Source organism: Streptomyces herbicida, assembly GCF_032656585.1.
Lineage (GTDB): Bacteria > Actinomycetota > Actinomycetes > Streptomycetales > Streptomycetaceae > Streptomyces > Streptomyces herbicida.
Window position 1 is genome coordinate 194,798 of the sequence record NZ_JAUYWJ010000016.1, and the last position, 20,092, is coordinate 214,889.

Annotated in this window: 19 protein-coding genes; 5 read left to right on the forward strand and 14 right to left on the reverse strand. The window is 72.0% G+C overall.

The features are described from left to right. Window positions 1-5: 5 nt before the first annotated feature. On the reverse strand, window positions 6-827 hold the full coding sequence (locus tag Q8A52_RS31370) for a helix-turn-helix transcriptional regulator (protein WP_316757688.1): 822 nt from the start codon (window positions 825-827) through the stop codon (window positions 6-8). A 144-nt stretch (window positions 828-971) separates the two neighbouring features. On the opposite strand from Q8A52_RS31370, the gene Q8A52_RS31375 reads away from it, so the two are divergent. Further along, a complete protein-coding gene (locus tag Q8A52_RS31375) occupies window positions 972-2,423 on the forward strand; it encodes an MFS transporter (protein ID WP_316757565.1) in 1,452 nt (483 codons plus the stop codon). Here the strand turns inward: Q8A52_RS31375 and Q8A52_RS31380 are convergent. The 4 genes from Q8A52_RS31380 to Q8A52_RS31395 are packed head-to-tail and all read right to left on the reverse strand — an operon-like array spanning window position 2,385 to window position 5,632. Next, a complete protein-coding gene (locus Q8A52_RS31380; protein WP_316757567.1) occupies window positions 2,385-2,744 on the reverse strand; it encodes an MmcQ/YjbR family DNA-binding protein in 360 nt (119 codons plus the stop codon). The two genes, Q8A52_RS31375 and Q8A52_RS31380, sit on opposite strands and share 39 nt — an antisense overlap. Continuing rightward, window positions 2,741-4,042 (reverse strand): hemolysin family protein, encoded by a 1,302-nt coding sequence (locus tag Q8A52_RS31385; protein WP_316757569.1) that lies wholly within the window; start codon window positions 4,040-4,042, stop codon window positions 2,741-2,743. Before Q8A52_RS31385 ends, Q8A52_RS31380 begins: the two co-directional genes overlap by 4 nt. A 9-nt stretch (window positions 4,043-4,051) precedes the next feature. Beyond that, window positions 4,052-4,549: an rRNA maturation RNase YbeY gene (gene ybeY, locus Q8A52_RS31390; protein WP_316757571.1), complete on the reverse strand. Its 498-nt coding sequence runs from the start codon at window positions 4,547-4,549 to the stop codon at window positions 4,052-4,054. 15 nt (window positions 4,550-4,564) lie between these two features. Further along, window positions 4,565-5,632 (reverse strand): PhoH family protein, encoded by a 1,068-nt coding sequence (locus Q8A52_RS31395; protein WP_316757572.1) that lies wholly within the window; start codon window positions 5,630-5,632, stop codon window positions 4,565-4,567. Between the two features lie 242 nt (window positions 5,633-5,874). On the opposite strand from Q8A52_RS31395, the gene Q8A52_RS31400 reads away from it, so the two are divergent. After that, window positions 5,875-6,582, forward strand: a complete 708-nt coding sequence (locus tag Q8A52_RS31400) for an FAD binding domain-containing protein (RefSeq protein ID WP_316757689.1) — start codon at window positions 5,875-5,877, stop codon at window positions 6,580-6,582. 621 nt (window positions 6,583-7,203) lie between these two features. Here the strand turns inward: Q8A52_RS31400 and Q8A52_RS31405 are convergent. The 3 genes from Q8A52_RS31405 to Q8A52_RS31415 form a co-directional block, all read right to left on the reverse strand. Beyond that, window positions 7,204-8,346 (reverse strand): carbohydrate kinase family protein, encoded by a 1,143-nt coding sequence (locus tag Q8A52_RS31405; protein ID WP_408649281.1) that lies wholly within the window; start codon window positions 8,344-8,346, stop codon window positions 7,204-7,206. A 100-nt stretch (window positions 8,347-8,446) separates the two neighbouring features. Next, complete coding sequence (locus Q8A52_RS31410; protein WP_316757574.1) at window positions 8,447-9,736, reverse strand: glucarate dehydratase family protein; 1,290 nt, start codon at window positions 9,734-9,736, stop codon at window positions 8,447-8,449. Next, window positions 9,733-10,689 (reverse strand): 5-dehydro-4-deoxyglucarate dehydratase, encoded by a 957-nt coding sequence (locus tag Q8A52_RS31415; protein ID WP_316757575.1) that lies wholly within the window; start codon window positions 10,687-10,689, stop codon window positions 9,733-9,735. The genes Q8A52_RS31410 and Q8A52_RS31415 overlap by 4 nt, the downstream gene beginning before the upstream one ends. Before the next feature lie 115 nt (window positions 10,690-10,804). Between Q8A52_RS31415 and Q8A52_RS31420 the strand changes: the two genes are divergently transcribed. Together Q8A52_RS31420 and Q8A52_RS31425 are read left to right on the forward strand one after the other, a co-directional pair. Then, complete coding sequence (locus tag Q8A52_RS31420; RefSeq protein WP_316757577.1) at window positions 10,805-11,587, forward strand: IclR family transcriptional regulator; 783 nt, start codon at window positions 10,805-10,807, stop codon at window positions 11,585-11,587. Window positions 11,588-11,763: 176 nt separating this feature from the next. Continuing rightward, the gene (locus Q8A52_RS31425) at window positions 11,764-13,011 is read left to right on the forward strand and encodes an MFS transporter (RefSeq protein WP_316757579.1); all 1,248 of its coding nucleotides are present in this window, start codon (window positions 11,764-11,766) and stop codon (window positions 13,009-13,011) included. Here the strand turns inward: Q8A52_RS31425 and Q8A52_RS31430 are convergent. From Q8A52_RS31430 to Q8A52_RS31450, 5 genes are all read right to left on the reverse strand, one after another. Next, window positions 12,975-13,967 carry an adenosine deaminase gene (locus Q8A52_RS31430; RefSeq protein WP_316757580.1) on the reverse strand — a complete coding sequence of 331 codons (993 nt, stop codon included), beginning with the start codon at window positions 13,965-13,967 and terminating at the stop codon, window positions 12,975-12,977. The genes Q8A52_RS31425 and Q8A52_RS31430 overlap by 37 nt on opposite strands. Before the next feature lie 20 nt (window positions 13,968-13,987). After that, on the reverse strand, window positions 13,988-14,893 hold the full coding sequence (locus Q8A52_RS31435) for a ribonuclease Z (RefSeq protein WP_316757582.1): 906 nt from the start codon (window positions 14,891-14,893) through the stop codon (window positions 13,988-13,990). A gap of 6 nt (window positions 14,894-14,899) precedes the next feature. Further along, a complete protein-coding gene (locus Q8A52_RS31440) occupies window positions 14,900-15,253 on the reverse strand; it encodes a histidine triad nucleotide-binding protein (RefSeq protein ID WP_316757584.1) in 354 nt (117 codons plus the stop codon). 90 nt (window positions 15,254-15,343) lie between these two features. Further along, complete coding sequence (locus Q8A52_RS31445; RefSeq protein ID WP_316757586.1) at window positions 15,344-18,526, reverse strand: S41 family peptidase; 3,183 nt, start codon at window positions 18,524-18,526, stop codon at window positions 15,344-15,346. Between the two features lie 153 nt (window positions 18,527-18,679). Then, on the reverse strand, window positions 18,680-19,249 hold the full coding sequence (locus Q8A52_RS31450; protein ID WP_408649282.1) for a hypothetical protein: 570 nt from the start codon (window positions 19,247-19,249) through the stop codon (window positions 18,680-18,682). A gap of 108 nt (window positions 19,250-19,357) precedes the next feature. Here Q8A52_RS31450 and Q8A52_RS31455 point away from each other — a divergent pair, with 108 nt between their 5' ends. Continuing rightward, complete coding sequence (locus tag Q8A52_RS31455) at window positions 19,358-19,753, forward strand: hypothetical protein (RefSeq protein WP_316757589.1); 396 nt, start codon at window positions 19,358-19,360, stop codon at window positions 19,751-19,753. Here Q8A52_RS31455 and Q8A52_RS31460 read toward each other — a convergent pair. Beyond that, entirely contained in the window at window positions 19,695-20,087 is a 393-nt protein-coding gene (locus Q8A52_RS31460) for a VOC family protein (RefSeq protein WP_316757591.1), read from the reverse strand. The genes Q8A52_RS31455 and Q8A52_RS31460 overlap by 59 nt on opposite strands. Window positions 20,088-20,092: the final 5 nt, after the last annotated feature.

The window sequence follows — 20,092 nt, forward strand, 5'->3', positions numbered from 1 at the left end:
CCCGCTCACCCCGCCACGGGGTACATCGCCCCGCGCCTGCCCTCCGGCGAGGCCAGCCACTCCAGCTTCGCCGCGGTGCCCGCCTCGTCCAGCGGGGTGTGCAGCACGATCGTCAGGTCGGGCCGGGCGGGCACCTTCATCGCCGTCGACTCCACCACCAGCAGCCCGACCACCGGATGGTCCAGCTCCTTGCGGATCTGCCCGGCGTCCTCGATGTCCCGCTCCGCCCACATCACCGCGAACTCGGGGCTCGCGCCCTTCAGCTCCGCCAGCAGCTCCTGGAAGCCCTCGTCCTCGGGGCGGGCCGAGGAGGCCGCCCGGAACTGCGCGACGACCGTGCGCGCGTTCCGTTCCCAGCTCTTGGCCCGGGACCGGTAGAGCGGGTCGGTGAAGAAGTCGACCACGCAGTTCTGCGTGATGTCCGGACGCATGCCGAGCACCATCGCGGCGGCGTCGTTGTACATCACGCAGTTGTAGTACATGTCCATGATGTGGGCCGGATACGGCATCCATGTGTCGATCAGCCGCCGCAGCCCGTCGCACATGTCCCGCTTCTCCGGCGCCACTTCGGGGGCGGGCGGGTTCAGCCCGGCGAGCACGTACAGATGCCGGCGCTCGGCGTTGCTCAGCCGCAGCACGCGCGCGACGGAGTCGAGCACCTGCGGGGAGACCGAGATGTCCCGCCCCTGCTCGAGCCACTGGTACCAGGACGCGCCCACCCCGGCGAGCACGGCGACCTCCTCGCGGCGCAGTCCGGGTGTACGGCGCCGGGCCCCGCCGTCCGGCAGACCCGCCTGAGCCGGAGTCACCCGGGCCCGGCGGCTCATCAGGAACTCCCGCAGTTCACGCAGCCGATGGCTCTTCGGCGCATCCTCAGCCACGAATCGATCCCCCTCGAAGTGTCCGGTGGTGCCACCACCACCATAAGTTCCGACTCCCCACGCTTGTTCCGATCGCCGGAAGCTCCTGTCATGGCGATCGACACCACCACCTCGTCCACCGCTCCCGCAGAAGACCCGCTCGGCACCCCCCGGTTGTCGATGCGCGACAAACTCGTCCTCTTCGTCCTGTGCGCGGCCCAGTTCATGGTCGCCCTGGACTTCTCCGTGCTGAACGTGGCCCTGCCCGACCTCGGCAAGGACCTCGGCATGAGCCGGTCCGCGCTGCAGTGGGCGGTCACCGCCTTCGCACTCCCTTCGGGCGGCTTCCTGCTTCTGTTCGGCCGCATCGGCGACCTGTACGGCCGCCGGAAGCTGTTCCTGACCGGCCTGGCCCTCTTCGGCGCGGCCTCGCTGCTCGCCACGTTCGCCTGGGACCCGGCGTCCTTCCTGGCCGGGCGGGCGCTGCAGGGCCTGGGCGCGGCGGCGATCGTGCCGACGGGCATGTCCCTGCTCACCACCACCTTCCCGGAGGGCCCGGCGCGCGACCGGGCGCTGGGCATCTCGGGCACGCTGCTGTCACTCGGCTTCACGGTCGGCATGATCGCGGGCGGCCTGCTGACCGACTCCCTCGGCTGGCGCTCCACGATGGGCCTGCTCTCGGTGTTCGCGCTGCTCGTGCTGCCGCTGGCGCCCGGTCTGCTGCCCGAGTCCCGCACCCCGGACCGCCCGCGCCTGGACGTGCCCGGCGCGATCACCGTGACCGGCGGTCTGCTCTCGCTGATCTACGCCCTGTCCACGGCCGCCGACCGGGGTTTCGGCCACGCCGAGGTGATCGCCGCGCTGGTCGGGGGCGTTGTGCTGCTGGCCGCCTTCACCGCCGTCGAGTCCCGCGCGCAGACGCCGCTGGTCTCGCTCCCGATGCTGCGCCGCCGCACGGTGGCGTGGGGCAACGTGGGCGGTCTGGTCACCTTCTCGATGATGTCGGCGGTCATCTTCGTCCTGACCCTGTATCTGCAGGAGACCCTGCGTCTGTCGGCCTTCGAGACGGGACTGGTCTTCGGCGTCCAGGGCGTCCTGTCGGCGGTCGCGGGCACCTACGCCCCGAAGGTCATCGGCCGCTTCGGCGCCCGCCGCACCCTGGTCGGCTCGCTCGCCGGTCAGGGCGTGCTGATCGCCGCCCTCCTCGGCGTGAACGCGCACACCTGGTCGGTGTGGCTCGCCACGGTCGCCGTCTCGCTGGCCAGCATGTGCCACCTGGGCGCGATCATCTCGTACGGCCTGACGGTCACCTCGGGCGTCCCGGACGAGGAACAGGGCCTGGCCACCGGCCTGGTCACCTCGACCCAGCAGGTCGGCATCACCGTGGGCATCCCGCTGCTCGGCGTGCTGGCGACGACCTCGGACGACCTGCTGTCCGGTGTGCACACGGTGCTGGCCCTCGACGCGGCGATCGTGCTGGCGGCGGCGGTGCTGGTCGGGCTCGGGCTGCGCGGCCGCGGGGCCTCAGGGGCGGTCGAGACGGAGCCGGTCGGCGCGCGGTAGTCCGGCCACGACCAGGTCGTACGAATCCTCGATGAGCTCCCGGACCAGACGGTCCGGGAGTTCGCCGTCGACGGTGACCGTGTTCCAGTGCCGCTTGTTCATGTGATAGCCGGGGGCGATCAGGCCCTCGTACTCACCGCGCAGCCGGACCGCGTCCTCCGGGTCGCACTTGAGGTTGACCGTGAGGGGCCGCTCCTCCAGCGAGCTCAGGGCGAACATCTTGCCCCGGACCTTGAAGACCGAGACCCCCGGGCTGAACGGGAAGTCCTCCACCACCGCGTTGAACGACAGACAGAAGGTGCGCAGCTCCTCGGGTGTCACTCGGACTCCTCTTCCTGCTCCGCCGGCTGTCCCACCGGCTGCACCAGCACGGTCACGATCTTGTTCCGGCGGCCGGCGGCGGCTTCCGCCGTCAGGCGCAGCTTCCGTCCGTCGGGGAGCTCGACCTCGGCCGAGGCGCCGGCGATGGGCACCCGGCCCAGCGCCTTGGCCAGCAGTCCGCCGACGGTCTCCACGTCCTCGTCGTCGTACTCCTCGAGGCCGTACAGCTCACCGAGGTCGGTGATGTCGAGGCGGGCGGTGACCCGGTAGCAGTCGTCGCCGAGCTCCTCGACGGGCGGGAGTTCACGGTCGTACTCGTCGGTGATCTCGCCGACGATCTCCTCGAGGATGTCCTCGATGGTGACGATGCCCGCGGTCCCGCCGTACTCGTCGATGACGACGGCGACGTGGTTGCGTTCCTTCTGCATCTCGCGCAGCAGGTCGCCGGCGTTCTTGGTGTCGGGCACGAAGAACGCCGGCCGCATGGCCGTGGACACCAGGTCGTTCTCGGCGTCCCGGCTGATGTGCGTCTTGCGGACCAGGTCCTTCAGATACACGATCCCGACGATGTCGTCCTCGCTCTCCCCGGTGACCGGGATGCGCGAGAAGCCCGAGCGCAGGGCGAGGGTGAGGGCCTGGCGGATGGTCTTGTAGCGCTCGATGACGACCAGGTCGGTCCGGGGGACCATGACCTCCCGGACGAGCGTGTCACCGAGTTCGAAGACCGAGTGCACCATGCGGCGCTCCTCGTCCTCGATCAGGGACTCCTGCTCGGCGAGGTCGACCAGCGCGCGCAGCTCCGCCTCGGAGGCGAAGGGACCGCGGCGGAAGCCCTTGCCGGGGGTCAGGGCATTGCCGATGAGGATCAGGAGCGGGGGGATCGGGCCCATGATCCTGGCCAGCGGCAGCAGTACGTACGCCGCCGCCGTCGCCGTGTTCAGCGGGTGCTGGCGGCCGATGGTGCGCGGGGAGACGCCGACGGCGACGTACGACACGAGGACCATGACGCCGATCGCGGCGAGCAGCGCCTGCCAGGTCACGTCGATCTCCTGGAGGCAGGCGTAGGTCACCAGCGCCGCGGCCGCCATCTCGCAGGTGACGCGGACCAGCAGCGCCACGTTGAGATAGCGGGTCGGGTCGGCGGCGACCTGGGCCAGCCGGGCGCTGCCCCGGCGGCCCGACTTCACCGCCTCCTCCGCGCGGAAGCTGGAGACGCGCGCGATACCGGCCTCGGCGCAGGCGGCGAGCCAGGCGACGACGACGAGGGCGATCGCGCCGATGACGATCTGCGGACTCATCGGGGCCGCTTACGAGACCGTCGGCGCCGGGGACGGGCCGGTCAGGCCCTTCTCGTGGCGCCAGCCGTCCACGATGGCGGCCTGCAGGCCGAACATCTCGGCCTTCTCGTCGGGCTCCTCGTGGTCGTAGCCGAGCAGGTGCAGCACGCCATGGACGGTGAGCAGTTGGAGCTCCTCGTCCATGGAGTGCTGCGTGGGCGCCTCGGCCCCCTGCTTGGCGGCGACCTCGGGGCAGAGCACGATGTCGCCGAGGAGTCCCTGCGGGGGCTCCTCCTCGTCCTTGGACGGCGGCCGCAGCTCGTCCATCGGGAAGGACATGACATCGGTCGGGCCGGGCAGGTCCATCCACTGGATATGGAGCTGCTCCATGGCGTCGGCGTCCACGACGATCACCGAGAGCTCGGAGAGCGGGTGGATGCGCATCCGCGCGAGCGCGTAGCGGGCGATGTCGAGGATCGCCTGCTCGTCGACCTCGGTGCCGGACTCGTTGTTGACGTCGATCGACATGGTGGCGCCGTGTCTCTACTTCCCCTTGTGCCCGGACCTGCCCCGGCCGCCCTTGTGGGTGCCGTTCTCGGTGCCGTGCTTGCTGTCGTACAACTCGTACGCGTCGACGATACGGCCCACCAGCTTGTGCCGTACGACATCGTGGGACGACAGCCGGGAGAAGTGGACGTCCTCGAGGCCTTCGAGGATCTCCTGCACCTGCCGCAGACCGCTCTTCGTGCCGTTCGGCAGGTCGACCTGCGTCACGTCACCGGTGATCACGATCTTCGAGTCGAAGCCGAGGCGGGTGAGGAACATCTTCATCTGCTCGGGGCTCGTGTTCTGGGCCTCGTCCAGAATGATGAAGGCGTCGTTGAGCGTGCGTCCGCGCATATAGGCGAGCGGCGCGACCTCGATCGTCCCGGCCGCCATCAGGCGCGGGATGGAGTCCGGGTCGAGCATGTCGTGCAGCGCGTCGTACAGCGGGCGCAGATAGGGGTCGATCTTCTCGTAGAGCGTGCCGGGCAGGAAGCCCAGCCGCTCGCCGGCCTCGACCGCGGGGCGGGTCAGGATGATGCGGTTGACCTGCTTGGACTGCAGGGCCTGCACCGCCTTGGCCATGGCGAGGTAGGTCTTGCCGGTACCGGCGGGGCCGATGCCGAAGACGATCGTGTGCTTGTCGATCGCGTCGACGTAGCGCTTCTGGTTGAGCGTCTTGGGGCGGATCGTGCGGCCGCGCGAGGACAGGATGTTCTGTGTGAGCACCTGGGCCGGGGTCTCCTCCGGGCCCTCCCCGTTCTCGCTCGCCCGCAGCATCGCGATCGAGCGTTCCACTGCGTCCTCCGTCATCGGCTGCCCCGTGCGGAGCACCAGCATCATCTCGTCGAACAGGCGCTGGATGAGGGCGACTTCACCGGAATCGCCGACCGCGCTGATCTCATTGCCCCGGACGTGGATGTCGGCCCCCGGGAAGGCCTTCTCGATCACGCGCAGGAGGGAGTCGCCGGAACCCAGCACGGTGACCATCGGGTGCTGGGCGGGGACCGTGAACTGTGCTCTCGCCTGTCCCTGCGCGGGGGTGTGAGCTGTGGGTGTCTGAGTCATGGGCCGGCGCTGTAGGCCTGCGGTTCCTCCTCGTCACGGCCGCGTAGCTGAGGGCGGCCTCGCGATTCCAAGGGTACGACGGGGTACTGACAACGCCGTAGGGCTTTTCGGCGTCCGGCTGTGCAGCCGTGAGCCCTGCATGCGCTCCCGGGCGCGTGGGCAGAATGCGCCGTGTCACGCCGCACGTGGTCGTGGGCCACGTCACCCAGGGCCACCTGTCCGAAGAAAGCAGGTCGGCCGCCATGTTGCTGCGTCTGCCCACGTCCGTGCCCGAAGCGCAGGGGTCTCTGGCCGAGGGGGCGATACCCATCGGCGGCGCCACGCTGGTGTGGGCGGCCTGGCAGCGGGACGGTTTCCCCGAGCAGGCGGTGTCGCTGCGCAAGGTTCCCGAGGCGCGGGTGATCGGGGCCGAGGAGGTGGGCGGGGCGGTGCTGCTGCACCAGGTCGACGAGCGGGTGCCGGAGGTGCTGTGGCGGGCGGCGGCCGGGGTGGGTACGGGTGCGGTGCGCCGGACCGCGACAGTCGGTGGCAACCTCGTCGGCAGCACGTTGCGCGACCTGCTGCCCGCGGCTCTCGTGCTGGACGCGCGTGCCGTGGTACTGGCGACGGACGGTACCTATGAGACCGACCTCACCGAGGTCCTGGCGAAGCGGCCGGTCCTGCTGAAGCTCCGCTGGCGCACGCCCCTGGCCAGCGGCTACCGCAAGCTGCCCGGCGAGGCGGGCGGTGCGCCCCCTCACATCGTCGCGGTCGCCGCACACCCCACCGAACTCCGCGTCGCCGTCCGCGACGGCTACGAGGTGCTCTCCGAGACCCTGCCCCGCGACGCCACCCCCGCCCAACTCCTCGACGCCCTGAGCCACACCCCCCTGGACGCCCTGCCCGACCCGGCCCGCGAAGCCCTCCGGGACCAGATCACGACGGTCCTGTCCCAGGCGTCGGACCACTGACCTGCGGGGAGCTGGTTGGCAACGGGGGGCGGGGAAGCAGCGAGCCGATGCGGGACCGACCCGCGCCCGGGACGACGGCCGTGTACTCGGCACCCTCGACAGCCGAAGGAGCCGGGAACCGAGCAGCCGCTCGCGCGCGCAACCCCCCGGACCGGGGCCCGTCCGCCACGGCTGCCCCGCGCTTGGCGGGAGCCCGAGGCGGAACAGGCCCTCGGTGACGCGGGCCACCCCACCACGGCAGGGAAGCCACCAGGATCCGGAACCAAGAAGCGGTGCCCACCTGCGCGGGGGCGCCTCATCGACGGGTGCCGAGGAAGCAGCGAGCCCAGGCGGGACCGACCCACGACCGGCACGACAGCCGCAGGCTCGGCACCCGACGGCACGACCCACGCCACCACCCGCGCACGGCGGCAAGGAAGCCGACGGAGCCGGGAACCGGGCAGCCGCTCGCGCGCGCATCCCTGCCCAGGACCGGCCCCAGCCCACCACCGCTGCCCCCGCCCACGACCAGCTCCCGGGGTGCAACACCGACGGGTCCGATCCTCGGCGACCGGCCCACGCCACCGCCGCGGCGCGCGCCCTTCGGGGCCCGGGAGCCGTGCCGTTCGCGGGAGCCGGGGCTCAGGTCGGGCGGCGGAAGCCGATTGTCGGGACCGCTCTGCGTCGGGGCCAGGGTCGGAGCGGTTCCTCCGGGACCAGGTGCTCCAGGAATGCGTAGCGGCGCAGCGCGGCCGGGTTCTGGCCCTCCACCGACTGGACCCGGCGCCACCATGCCCCGATCTCCGACCATCCGGGGGCCGAGAGCGAGCCGCCGAACTCCTGGACGGACAGCGCGGCCGTCAGCCCGGCGAACGCGAGGCGGTCGGCCAGCGGCCACCCGGCCAGGGTCCCGGTGACGAAGCCCGCGACGAACACGTCCCCGGCGCCGGTCGGGTCGAGGGCCTCGACGGCGATCGCGGGCACCTCGGCGGCCTCCCCGGTCCGCCGGTCCACGGCGTAGGCGCCCTCCGCGCCCAGGGTGACCACCGCCAGCGGTACGAACTCGGTGAGGGCGTGGGCCGCCGCGCGCGGGCAAACGGCGCCCGTGTAGCGCATGGCCTCCTCGGCGTTCGGCAGGAACGCCTCGCAGTGCGCCAGGTCGACGAGGCCGGACAGATCCCAGGTGCCCGTGTCGTCCCAGCCGACGTCCGCGAAGATCCTCGTACCCTCGCTCGCGGCCTGCGCGATCCAGGGGGCGCTCTTGCCCGGCGTCAGGGACGCGACCGCGGCACGCGCGTGTGGCGGGCAGTCCGGGGCGGGCTCCTCGGGGGGCGGCTCGTGGCCGTGCGAGACCATCGTGCGCTCGCCCTCGTACGCCATCGAGACCGTGACCGGGGAGTGCCAGCCGGGGACCGTGCGCGACGGGGACAGATCGATGCCCTCGCCCCGGGCGAGCGCGTCCCAGCAGTAGTCGCCGTAGTGGTCGTCTCCGAAGGCCGCCGCGAGGGACGTTTTCAGGCCGAGGCGGGCCAGGGCCGTCGCCATGTTCGCCACACCTCCCGGGCTCGAGCCCATGCCCCGCGCCCAGGACTCGGTCCCGCGCACGGGAGCCGAGTCGAGGCCGGTGAAGATGATGTCCAGGAAGACGGTGCCCGTGAGGTAGACGTCCCAGGGCGGGTCGTCCGACATGCGCAGGACGGCCAGCGGATCGACCTGGGCCGGACTGTGCTGCGGGTCTCCGAGGTGCTCCGGTTCCTCCCCGGCAAACGCGTTGGACGCGGTCACGGTGCGCTCCCTGACTGGTGCGGATCTGGCCAGTGTGCACCACGTCACGGACAGCACGGCGGCTCTCGCAGCGGAGCCCCTCGTACGGAGACCGGCCGCCCTACCAACGCGGCATAGTCGGCGTCACCCACCCCGGTTCGGCCACCCGCATCGCCGCCGCGTCGTCCCGGTCCCTGAGCGACCCGTCGTTCCCCGCCCACCTGCGGTGCAGGACGGCCAGCCGGTCACGGTCCAGTTCGACACCGAGGCCGGGGGCGTCGGAGACGGCGATCCGGCCGCCGGAGAAGGTGAGCCGCTCGGTCAGGACGTCCTCCGACTGCCAGGGGTAGTGGGAGTCGCAGGCGTGGTGGAGCCGGGGCACGGTCGAGGCGACGTGGGTCATCGCGGCCAGGCTGATCCCCAGGTGGGTGTTGGAGTGCATGGACACCCCGACGCCGAAGGTGTCGCAGATCGCCGCGAGGTGCTGGGTGTTGCGCAGCCCGCCCCAGTAGTGGTGGTCGGAGAGCACCACCTGCACGGCGTCGCGTGTGAACGCCTCCCTGATCTCGGCGAAGGTCGTCACGCACATGTTGGTGGCCAGCGGCACGTCGGTCCCCGCGGACACCTCGGCCATTGCCGGGGTGCCGAGCGCCGGGTCCTCCAGGTACTCGAGGACGTCCCCGAGTTCCTTCGCGACGCTGAGCGAGGTCGCCACGGACCAGGCGCCGTTGGGGTCGAGGCGCAGCGGGTGCCCGGGAAACGCCTCGGCCAGCGCGCGTACGGCGGCGATCTCCTCGTCGGGCGGGAAGACACCGCCCTTGAGCTTGAAGGAGGTGAAGCCGTAGCGGTCCTTGAACGTCCGTGCCTGCTCGACGACTCCGGCCGGGTCGAGCGCGGCACCCCAGTCGTCCGCCTCGGCCGGCCCGCCCGCCGGATGGGCCGCCCACTTGTAGAAGAGGTAGGCGCTGTACTCGACCGAGTCCCGCACCCTGCCGCCGAGCAGCGCATGCACCGGCAGGCCGAGCGCCCTGCCCTGGGCGTCCAGGCAGGCGACCTCGAAGGCGGAGAGGACGGAGAGCCTGAGTTTGTCGGCGGTCTGGACGCCACGCAGCCCGCCGACGTCGACGGCGTCCTCGACCCGGGAGTCGTCGACGGCGACGTCGAGGGTGAACAGGCCGTTCACATCGGTGACCGTGCGGCCGACCAGCCGGTCCGCGAGCGGACGGGCCAGCTCCAGGTACTTGGTGTCGCCGTAGGTCTCGCCGAGCCCGGTGGTCCCGTCGGCCGTCACCACCTCCACGATCAGCCGGGGGGTGTACGGCTGGTGCACGCCCTGTGTGTTCAGCAGCGGCGGGTCGGCGACCAGGATGGGCGTCAGCCGTACCTCGGTGATGGTCAGGTCACGGGTCACAGGGCGGCTCCTACGAGGTCGAGTCCGGTGATGAGCAGGGTCTTGAGTCCGGCGAGGTCGTCGGGTGACGGCTCGGTGAGCGGGGCGCGGACAGGGCCCACCGGGCGCCCGCGCAGCCGGGCCGCCGCCTTCACCAGGGACACCGCGTATCCGGGCACGTGGTCGCGGAGTTCGACGAACGGGACGTAGAACTCGCGCAGCAGCTTGTCGACGGTGCCGTGGTCGCCGTCCCGCAGGGCGGCGAAGAAGGCGTCCGCGATCTCGGGGGCGAAGGCGTGCACGGCGGAGGAGTAGGCGGGGACACCGACGGCGGCGTAGGAGCGGGCCTGGATCTCGGCGGTGGCGGCGCCGTTGAAGAACAGGAAGCCGTCGGGGGCGGCGAGGGTGAGCCGCTGGAGGCGGTCGAGGTCGCTGTGGCCGTCCTTGAGGCCGATGACCCCGGGGATCTCCGCGATCCGTTTGAACGCCGGTACGCCGTAAGCCACTTGGCCTCGCTGGTAGGCGACGATCGGCAACCGGGTGCGGGCGGCCAGCTGCTCCAGCTGGGCGGCCAGGCCGTCCTGCGGGGCGGCGAGGAGGTAGTGCGGGAGGACGAGCAGCGCGTCGGCACCGGCCTCCTCGGCGATCCGGGCGAATCTGGCGGCCTGCGCCCAGCCGTACCCGGTCCCGGCCACCACGGGCACCCGGCCCGCCGCCTCCTCGACCGCGATCTCGACGACCCGCCGGTATTCGTCCTCGTCCAGCGAGAAGAACTCGCCGGTGCCGCAGGCGGGGAAGACGGCGCCGGGCGCCGTGGCGAGCTGCGCCGCGACATGGGCGCGGAAGCCTTCGGGGTCGAGGGAGCCGTCGTCGTGGAAGGCCGTGAGCGGGAAGGACAGCACGCCGTTCGCCATACCGTCCCGCAGCCTCCGCGCCACGGTCTCCGTCTGCGTGTCACCGGCCACCCGCGCCATCTCCCCATGTAGATGCCATCCAAGTATGAGAATCGAGATTAGATACGCGAACAACAGTCGTCAACGGCACCCCCGCCGCCCCCTTCGCCCGCCGACCCCCACTTACGATCGGCGCATGTCCGACACAGCAGGCGTCCGAGAGGTGAAGTCCGCTGCGCGCACGGTCGAGCTGCTGGAGCTGCTCGCGGCCCGCGGCGACCGCCCGGCGCGGCTGCAGGAGCTGGCGGACGGGCTCGGCGTCCCGCGCAGCTCCATGTACGCCCTGCTCCAGACCCTGATCACCCGGGGCTGGGTGCGCACGGACGTCACCGGTTCGCTCTACGGCATCGGCATCCGCGCTCTGCTCACCGGCACCGGCTATCTCGACTCCGACCCGCGCGTCCGCGTCGTACGCCCATATCTCGACGAGGCGTCCGAGGCGCTCGGCGAGACGATCCACCTGGGGCGGCTCGACGGCCGGGACGTGGCCTATCTGGCCACCCGGGAGTCGCACGAGTATGTACGCACCATCAGCCGGGTCGGACGCCGGCTGCCCGCGCACGCCGGCGCGCTCGGCAAGGCGCTGCTTGCGGAACGCCCCGACGCCGAGCTGCCCGAGGGCCCGTACGAGGCACTCACCCCCAGCTCCCGCACCACCCGGCAGGCCCTGGCCGCGGACCTCGCCGAAGTCCGGTCTCGCGGCTACTCGGTCGACCGCGAGGAGGGAGTCCTTGGCATCGTCGGCTTCGGCTTCGCCCTGCGCTACGACTCCCCCGCGCGGGACGCCGTCAGCTGCTCGGTGCCGGTGGCCCGGCTGACGCCCGCGCACGAGGAGCGGATCGTGGCCGTCATGCGGGAGATCAGGGCGAAGATCGAGGCGACGGCACCGGGGACGGCGGGCGCCCCGCACTGGCGATAGCGGCCACCTCTACCCGCCTTCCCTCACCCCAAACAGAAGGTGACCCACATCACACCCGACGCGCTTTTTTCCCCAACCGCCTGATTGATACAACTTGCTCGCGCGTTCCTGTCCGTCGACGGTCGTCGCCCACCCCCCTTTCTGAGCCGCTCCTTTCGCATGCCCCGGGAACGCCCGTGTCCGCCCCCCGCACCACTGCCTGGCCCCTCGTCGCCCTTTTCACGGCCGGGTACCTCGCTCCGTATCTGCTGCCCACCGCCGTCGGCAGACTCGACACGGGGCTGCCCCTCTCCCCCACCCAAGCCGGTGCCATCGGCAGTGCCCTGCTGCTGAGTTCGGCGGCCGCGGGCTTCCTGCTGGCATCCAGGGTCGACCGGATCGGGGCACGCACGCTCGCCCGCGCCGGACTCCTGCTCGCCGTCCTCGGCTACGGCGGGGCCGCCCTCACCACGCTCGTACCGGCCGTCGTCCTCGGCGCGCTCGTCGGCGGGTTCGGCTCGGGTACGGTCACCGCGGTCGCCGCCACCGGCATCGCCGCGATGGGGGCGCCCCCTGCTCGAGCGGAGTCGAGAGCTTGGGGGAACGACCCGCACCGCACCTCCACCCTGGGCCTGCTCGGCGTCTCCGCGCTCGCGGGCGCCGTCTATCTGACGGTCCCGCACCTCGGCGCGGGCCACGGACAGCCCCTGGCCGCGATCGCGCTCACCGCGCTGGCCGTGTGGCCGCTCACCGGCCGGCTGCCCCTCCGTACGGCACCCGTGCGCACCCTGCACGACAGGATGCCGCTTCCCCACCGGCGCTCCGGCCTGGTCCTGGTCGCCGCCATGCCGTGCTGGTCCCTCGTGCAGAACTCCCTGTGGGGCGTCAGCGGCCGTATCGGCCTCTCCCAGGCGCACCTCACGGAGGTCACCGTCGGCGTGGTCTTCGCGGTCGCGCTCGGCGCCGCGCTGATCGGGGTGGTGGGCGCGGGGGCGCTCGGCCCGCGGCTGGGTCTGGCGACACCCATCGGTGCCGGTACGGCGCTGATCGCGGTCTGCATCGCGCTCAGCGCGTCCGCGACCGACCTCATGACCTTCGCGGCGGGCGAGATCGCCTGGAACGTGCTCTATCCGATCGTGCTGTCGTACATGATCGGCCTCGCCGCCTCCCTGGACCCGCGCGGCCGCTGGGCGGTCCTGGTCGGCTCGGCCGCCTCAGTGGGCACGGCGGCGGGACCGCTGACCGGGAGCGTGCTGTCGGCGCAGGCGGGGTTCCCCGTCATGGGCGCGATGCTCGCCGCCGGTCTGCTCGTGATCGCCGTACCGCTGACGGCCGTGGCTCTCAAGCGCCGGCCCGTCGCGGCCCGTCCGGCATGCGAGGACGCGGTCGTGCAGATCGAGATCCCGGCTTACGAGAACTCGTACGCATCCACCGCGGCGATATAACGCGCTCGCCGCTCCTCGTCGTCCTCCAGGAAGGACGCGAGGAAGGAGTTGCGGGCCAGCTCGCGCATCTGCTCCTTGGTCAGCCCGAGGGCGTCGCGCACGGCGTGGTAGTTGTCGGCGACGTAGCCGCCGAAGTAGGCGGGGTCGTCGGAGTTGACCGTGCACAGCAGCCCGGCCTCGATCATCGCGCGCAGCGGGTGCTCCGGCAGGACGTCGACGGCCCGCAGCCGGACGTTGGAGAGCGGGCAGAGGGTGAGCGGGATCCGCTCCCGCACCAGCCGCTCCACCAGCGCCGGGTCCTCCATGCAGCGCAGGCCGTGGTCGACGCGCTCGACGCCGAGCGCGTCCAGGGCCTCGGTGATGTACGCGGGCGGCCCTTCCTCGCCCGCGTGCGCCACGCGCCGCAGCCCGAGCTCGGCGGCGGCCTTGTACACCTCGCGGAACTTGACCGGCGGGTGGCCGACCTCGGCCGAGTCGAGGCCGACACCGGTGATCCGGTCGAGGTACGGCCGGGCCGCCTCCAGCGTCTCCAGCGCCGAGTCGGCCGACTCGTCCCGCAGGAAGCACATGATCAGCCGGGTGGAGACGCCATGCCCTTCCTCGCTGCACCCGAGCGCCCGCCACAGCCCCTCGACGACCGTGCCCATGGAGACACCCCGGGCGATGTGCGCCTGCGGGTCGAAGAAGATCTCCGCGTGCCGCACACCCTGCGCGGCGGCCCGGGCGAGGTACTCGTTCGCGAGGTCCTCGAAGTCCTGCTCGGTACGCAGGACGGCCATGAGCTCGTAGTACAGGTTCAGGAAGGACTGAAGGTCCTCGAACTGATACGCCTTGCGGAGCTCGTCCGTGTCCGCGTACGGCAGCCGGACGCCGTTGCGGCCGGCGAGCCGGAACGCCAGCTCGGGCTCCAGGGTGCCTTCGATGTGGAGGTGCAGTTCTGCTTTCGGGAGGGGCATCGAAGCATCGTAAGCGGGATCTATCGGCGCTTCGGGACCGGCACTCGCAGAAGATCGTGCGCCACCGTCAGCTCGCCCTCGAACCCGGCCGCCCGCGCCTGCCGCTCGAACTCCTCCGGTTCGGAGTAGCGCTGGCTGAAGTGGGTGAGCACGAGGTGCCGCACACCCGCGTCCCGGGCCGCACCCGCCGCCTGGCCCGCCGTCAGATGCCCGTGCTCGACGGCGAGTTCCAGGTCCTCGTCGAGGAAGGTGGACTCGATGACGAGCATGTCGCAGCCCTCGGCGAGCGCATGCACCCCGTCGCACAGCCTCGTGTCCATGACGAACGCGAACCGCTGCCCGCGCCGCACCTCGCTGACGTCGTCGAGGCTCACACCCCGGAGGACTCCCTCGCGCTGGATCCGCCCGACGTCCGGCCCCTTGATCCCGTGCTCGGCGAGCCGCTCGGGCAGCATGCGGCGCCCGTCGGGCTCGACGAGCCGGTAGCCGTAGGACTCGACGGGATGGGACAGCTTCCGGGCCTCCAGCGTGTACGACGCGGTCACCGCGAGCTCCCCGTCGGCGTCCACCGGCGCCTCGATGAGCTCGACCGTCTCCCGGTAGGCGGTCGCGTACCGCAGCCGCGCGAAGAAGCGCTGCCCGGAGCGCGGATAGTGGGCGGTGACCGGGTGCGGCACCTTGTCGAGGTTGATCCGCTGGATGACACCGGCCAGGCCCAGCGAGTGGTCCCCGTGGAAGTGCGTGACGCAGATCCGGTTCAGGTCGTGCGCGGCGACCCCGGCACGCAGCATCTGGCGCTGCGTGCCCTCGCCGGGGTCGAACAGGATGCCCTCGCCGTCCCAGCGCAGCAGATAGCCGTTGTGGTTGCGGTGCCGGGTCGGGACCTGGCTGGCGGTGCCGAGGACCACCAATTCACGTACGGACACAGTGACTTATCCGGGGGGCCACTGCATGCCACGGCCGCCGAGGACGTGCGCGTGGGCGTGCCAGACGGTCTGGCCGGCGCCGCTGCCGGTGTTGAAGACGACGCGGTAGCTCTCCAGCTTGTCCTCGTCGGCGACCACCTGGGCCTCGCGCAGTATGTCCGCGGCGATGGCCGGTTCGGCCGCGGCGAGTTCGGCCGCGTTCTTGTAGTGCACCCTGGGGATCACCAGGACGTGGGTGGGTGCCTGTGGGTTGATGTCCCGGAAGGCGACGGTCGTCTCCGTCTCACGGACGATCGTCGCCGGGATGTGCCCTTCGACGATCTTGCAGAACAGGCAGTCGTCCTGCGGCTCCCCTGCCATTCGGTTCCCTCCGGGGGTTCGGCGGTCGCGGTACCGGGTGGCATCGTATCGTCGTCGGCCGACGGGCCGTCCGTGGCTTGGCGCGCGGCCCTAGCCGGGCAGGCCCGGCGGAGTCTTGGCCGGCCGCTCCTCCAGTGCCGCCAGCGCCAAGCGGATCGCCTCGTCCAACTGGGGGTCCCTGCCCGCCGCCCAGTCCTGTGGGCGTTGGGGTACCTCCACGTCCGGGTCCACCCCGTGGTTCTCCACTCCCCAGCCGTAACCCTCCAGCCAGAACGCGTACTTGGGCTGGGTGATCAGCGTCCCGTCGACCAGGTGGTAGCGGCTGTCGATGCCGATCACGCCGCCCCAGGTGCGCATGCCGACCACCGGGCCGATGCCGAGCGCGCGGATCGCCGCGTTGACGATGTCGCCGTCGGAGCCGGAGAACTCGTCGGCGACGGCGACGACGGGGCCCCGGGGCGCGTCCTGGGGGTAGCTGTAGGGCCGCAGCCCGCGCGGCAGGACCCAGCCGACGATCCGCCGGGCCAGCTTCTCCACGACGAGCTGGGAGGTGTGGCCGCCCCGGTTCTCCCGGACGTCGACGACGAGCCCCTCGCGGGCCACCTCGACGCGCAGGTCCCGGTGGATCTGGGCCCAGCCGGGGGCCTGCATGTCGGGCACGTGCAGATAGCCGAGCCGGCCCCCGGAGCGCTCGTGGACGTAGGCGCGCCGGCCGGTGACCCAGTCGTGGTAGCGCAGCGGCTCCTCGTCGGCGATGGGGACCACGACCGCGTGCCGCAGATCGCCGCCGCCCGAGGGCGAGATGGTGAGCTCGACCGGCTGTCCCGCCGTACCGACGAGCAGCGGCCCCGGCCCGGTCACCGGGTCGACCGGGTGGCCGCCGACGGCGACGACCGCGTCCCCGGCGCGCACGGCGACGCCGGGCGCGGCGAGCGGGGAGTGGGCCTCGGGGTCGGAGGTCTCCGAGGGCAGGATCCGGTCGATGCGCCAACTGCCGTCCGGGTGACGGGAGATGTCGGCACCGAGCAGGCCCTGCCGGGCCACGTCGTCGTATCCGCCGCGCGGCTGGACGTACGCGTGCGAGGTACCGAGTTCGCCCTGCACCTCCCACAGCAGGTCGACGAGGTCGTCATGGGTGGCGATACGGCCGAGCAGCGGGCGGTAGCGGGCGAGGACGCCGTCCCAGTCGACCCCGCTCAGATCGGGCCGCCAGAAGTGGTCGCGCATGATGCGCCCGGCCTCGTCGTACATCTGGCGCCACTCGGCGGCCGGGTCGACGGTCTGCCGTACCCGGGCGAGGTCGACCGTGACGCTGGTGTCGCCGTCGTCGTCGTGGGCGGCGCGCCGGTCGCTGGGTACGACCCGGAGCCGGCCGTCGCTCCACAGCAGGACGCGCTTGCCGTCGCCGCTCACCTCGAAGTGGTCGGCGTCGGCGGCGAGATGCTCGATGCGCCGCTGGGCGAGGTCGTAGCGCTCCAGCTCGGTCTTGGGGTCGGGGGCGTCGGGGGTGGCCCGGGAGACGCCGAGGACGCCCTGCACCGGGTGGCGCAGCCACAGCACGCCGTCCTTGGCCGCGCGCAGATTGGAGTAGCGGGCGGCCTCGACCGGGAAGGGGACGACCCGCTCGGCAAGTCCTTCGAGGTCGACGCGAGTGGTCGGGGTGCCCTCGCTGTCGGGGGTCTCGTCCTTGTCCGGGGTCTCGAAGGGGCGGCCGTGCCGCTGCGGGCCGAACGGGGACGGTGTGGTCGCGGCGAGGGTGATCAGATGAGGGCGGTCGCCGACGACGAAGGCCAGGTCGAAGACGTGCTCGTCGTAGACCGGGTCGAAGGAGCGGTTGGACAGGAAGGCGAGGTGCTTGCCGTCGAGGGTGAACGCGGGCGCGTAGTCCTGGAAGCGCAGCGGGGTCGCCTCGGTGACCGACAGGTCGGTGGTGTGGGCGAGCTTGAGCTGGGACAGGGGGCGCGGGCCGGGGTGCGACCAGGCGAGCCAGGCCGAGTCGGGCGAGAAGGCCAGCCCGGACACCTCGCCGTCGGCGCTGCGGTCGACCTCGCGCACCTCGCCGGTCTCCCGCTCGACGAGCAGCATCCGCCCGTCATGCGCGGCGACGGCGGCCCGGCTGCCGTCGGGCGCCATGGCCAGCTCCAGGACCCGGCCGAGCTGTCCCGCGGCGAGCCGTCTGGGGATCGCGCCGGGCGCGAGTCCGGTCGCAGGGGCGAACTCCAGGGCGTCGTCGCCCTCGGCGTCGGTCACCCACACCACCCATTCCTCGCCGTCGGCGCGGAAGGTGCGCGGCAGCCGGGCCCGTACGCCGGGCTTGGCCGCCAGTGCGCGGGCGGGACCGGAGCGGTGGGTGATCCAGTGGATCGCGCCCCGCACGGAGACGGCACTGCCGCGCGCGCCGTGGTCGGGGGACGCGGCCCCGAACCACCGGGACGCGTCCACCGGGTACGGCTGCAGGTCGACGCGCGGGCCGCCCAGCCGGACGTCCAGCCTGCGCGGCTCGGCGCTCTCCAGGTCGTCGAGCAGCCACAGTTCACCGGCGCTGGAGTAGACGACCCGGCTGCCGTCGGTGGCGGCGTGCCGGGCGTAGAAGCCTCCCCCACTCTCGGCTTCGCTCGAGTGGGAAGTGCCGCCAAGGGGGGTGTGCCGCCGCAGCCCGGAGCCGTCGGCGAGGGAGGAGTACAGCGCACCGGTGCCCTCGTGGTCGGACAGGAACGCGATCCGGTCCCCCACCCACAGCGGGTACTCGAGGTTCCCGTCCAGCTCCTCGTGCAGCCGTGCGAACTCGCCGGTGCCGCCCGCGTCGATCCACAACTTGCCCGCCGTACCGCCCCGGTACCGCTTCCACCAGGCGGCCTCGCGGCCCATCGGCGCGGACAGCAGCACGGTGCGCGGCCCGAAGGCGACGTCGCCGACGGGACCGTAGGGCAGGGTGCCGGCCGGTCCGCCGTCGAGCGGGACGGCGTGTGCCCAGGAACGGCGCAGGCTGGGCTGGCCGTGGGTGGTGAGTGCGAGGACCTGACCTTCGGGGGTCCAGCCGCGTACCTGGGTCCGCCAACTGCCCCAGTGCGTGAGCCGCTTTGCCGGGCCGCCGGTGACCGGGGCGATGTGTGCCTCGGGGGCGCCGTCCCTGGTCGAGGTCCAGGCGACGGTCCTGCCGTCGGGCGAGATGCGCGGATGGGACACCGGCACGTTGTCGGCGCTGACGCGCCAGGCCCGGCCGCCGTCGAGGGGCGCGAGCCAGACGTCGTCCTCGGCGGTGAAGGCGACCAAGTCGCCGTGCAGGTGAGGGAATCGGAAATACGCCGTTGATCCTGCCGATCGTGCCGATCCGGCCGATCGTGTCGAACCCGCCGAACCCGTCGATGTGGACTCAGTCACCCGATCACCATATGCAGCGGGCGGAGTCGGTGAATCCCTTTCCGATCACTTGCCCTCGACGGGCCAGCAGGTCGGGTCGCCCTTGCACCAGATGGTCCGGGTGACGGTGACGGTGGGAACGGGCTGGTGCCCGTCCGAGGGCCGGTAGGTGACGGGCGGGGTGTACGTCGGTCCGGGCTTCGCGTCGCAGTTGCCGAGGCCCTTGACGTGGAACCACTCCTTGCCGCCGACCTTGGCGACGAGGTCTCCGCGCACGCACGCGCCGTCGACGGCCTTGGTGACCTTGCCGGTGACGGTGATCTTCCGGCCGTCGTTCGTCTTTCCCTGGCAGTCGACGGAGACGACGGTGGACTCGGTGGGCGAGGGCGTCTTCCCGGGCGTGTATCCCTTGTTGCCATTGCCGTAGTTGCCCGTGCAGGTGAGCCAGCGCACGTCGGCGTGCTGCCGTTCCAGCTCCGCGGTCGCGGTCTTGTCGGTGGTGTACGCCACCGACGCCGTACTCAGATCACCCGGCTGACAGGCCACGGCGCCGCCCACGGCCACCACCGCGAGCCCTGCCACGGCCGCCACCCGCGTCCCGCGCGGCCGACGCCAAATCCTCCTCAATGCCCCCATGGAGGGCAGCCTCCCACCGACACCGGCGTCGCGGAAGAGCACAAACGGCCACTCAAGTGTTCGCGCACGTCACCGTCGAGTGGCACACGGCTCACCCAACCTGAGCGGATGCGCAGCGACCGCAGGCTCAGAAGGCTCGTCGTCGAGGGGGCGGTCTACCGGTGGACCGTCCGGCACCGGCACACGGACGGCGAGGACTGCCGCGAAGTGCTGACGCTGTACCGGGACGGGGTCCCGACCCGGATCGTCTTCCGGGCGGGCGAGGGGCGCATCGTCTCCGCCGGAGCGTACTGGCACTCGGGATGCGTGGCCGAGGCCGGCGGCGTCCCGCTCAACCTGCACGAACCCGGTGTCGTACGCGCCTTCGTCGACGAGGCCCGGCGGCGTGGGACGCTGCCGGGCCCCGCGGAGCTGGACGGCTGGGAGCTCTGCTCCGCCGTGGTGGTCAGCTGCGCAGCAGCAGCCACTCCTGGAGCTCCACCAGGTTGCCCTCCGGGTCCTTGAGGTGGGCGACACGCATCCGGTCGGTCATGGGGGCCGGGCCGTGGATCAGGACGGCTCCGCGAGAGGTGATCTCCTCGCAGTACGCGTCGAGGTCGTCGACGCGCAGGACCACCAGGGAGCGGTGACCGGTGGCCGTCTCGCCCAGTTCACCCAGCACCGAGGCCATCATCGAGCGGTCCTGGAGCGCGATCCCGGCGGAGCCGGAGTGCGGGCTGAACTTCTCGTACGGGCCCCCGGTCGCGCCGGACTGCGGCTTGAGACCGAGGACTTCGGCGTAGAAGCGGTAGCAGGCGGCGAAGTCGGTGACGAGCAGCCGGACCTGTGCGAGTTCCACGGTGT

Coding starts and splice junctions, on each gene's coding strand:
- Q8A52_RS31370 (WP_316757688.1), bottom strand. CDS start 827: ATGAGCCGCCGGGCCCGGGTGACTCCGGCTCAGGCGGGTCTGCCGGAC.
- Q8A52_RS31375 (WP_316757565.1), top strand. CDS start 972: ATGGCGATCGACACCACCACCTCGTCCACCGCTCCCGCAGAAGACCCG.
- Q8A52_RS31385 (WP_316757569.1), bottom strand. CDS start 4,042: ATGAGTCCGCAGATCGTCATCGGCGCGATCGCCCTCGTCGTCGTCGCC.
- ybeY (WP_316757571.1), bottom strand. CDS start 4,549: ATGTCGATCGACGTCAACAACGAGTCCGGCACCGAGGTCGACGAGCAG.
- Q8A52_RS31395 (WP_316757572.1), bottom strand. CDS start 5,632: ATGACTCAGACACCCACAGCTCACACCCCCGCGCAGGGACAGGCGAGA.
- Q8A52_RS31400 (WP_316757689.1), top strand. CDS start 5,875: ATGTTGCTGCGTCTGCCCACGTCCGTGCCCGAAGCGCAGGGGTCTCTG.
- Q8A52_RS31415 (WP_316757575.1), bottom strand. CDS start 10,689: ATGGCGCGGGTGGCCGGTGACACGCAGACGGAGACCGTGGCGCGGAGG.
- Q8A52_RS31420 (WP_316757577.1), top strand. CDS start 10,805: ATGTCCGACACAGCAGGCGTCCGAGAGGTGAAGTCCGCTGCGCGCACG.
- Q8A52_RS31430 (WP_316757580.1), bottom strand. CDS start 13,967: ATGCCCCTCCCGAAAGCAGAACTGCACCTCCACATCGAAGGCACCCTG.
- Q8A52_RS31440 (WP_316757584.1), bottom strand. CDS start 15,253: ATGGCAGGGGAGCCGCAGGACGACTGCCTGTTCTGCAAGATCGTCGAA.
- Q8A52_RS31450 (WP_408649282.1), bottom strand. CDS start 19,249: ATGGGGGCATTGAGGAGGATTTGGCGTCGGCCGCGCGGGACGCGGGTG.
- Q8A52_RS31455 (WP_316757589.1), top strand. CDS start 19,358: ATGCGCAGCGACCGCAGGCTCAGAAGGCTCGTCGTCGAGGGGGCGGTC.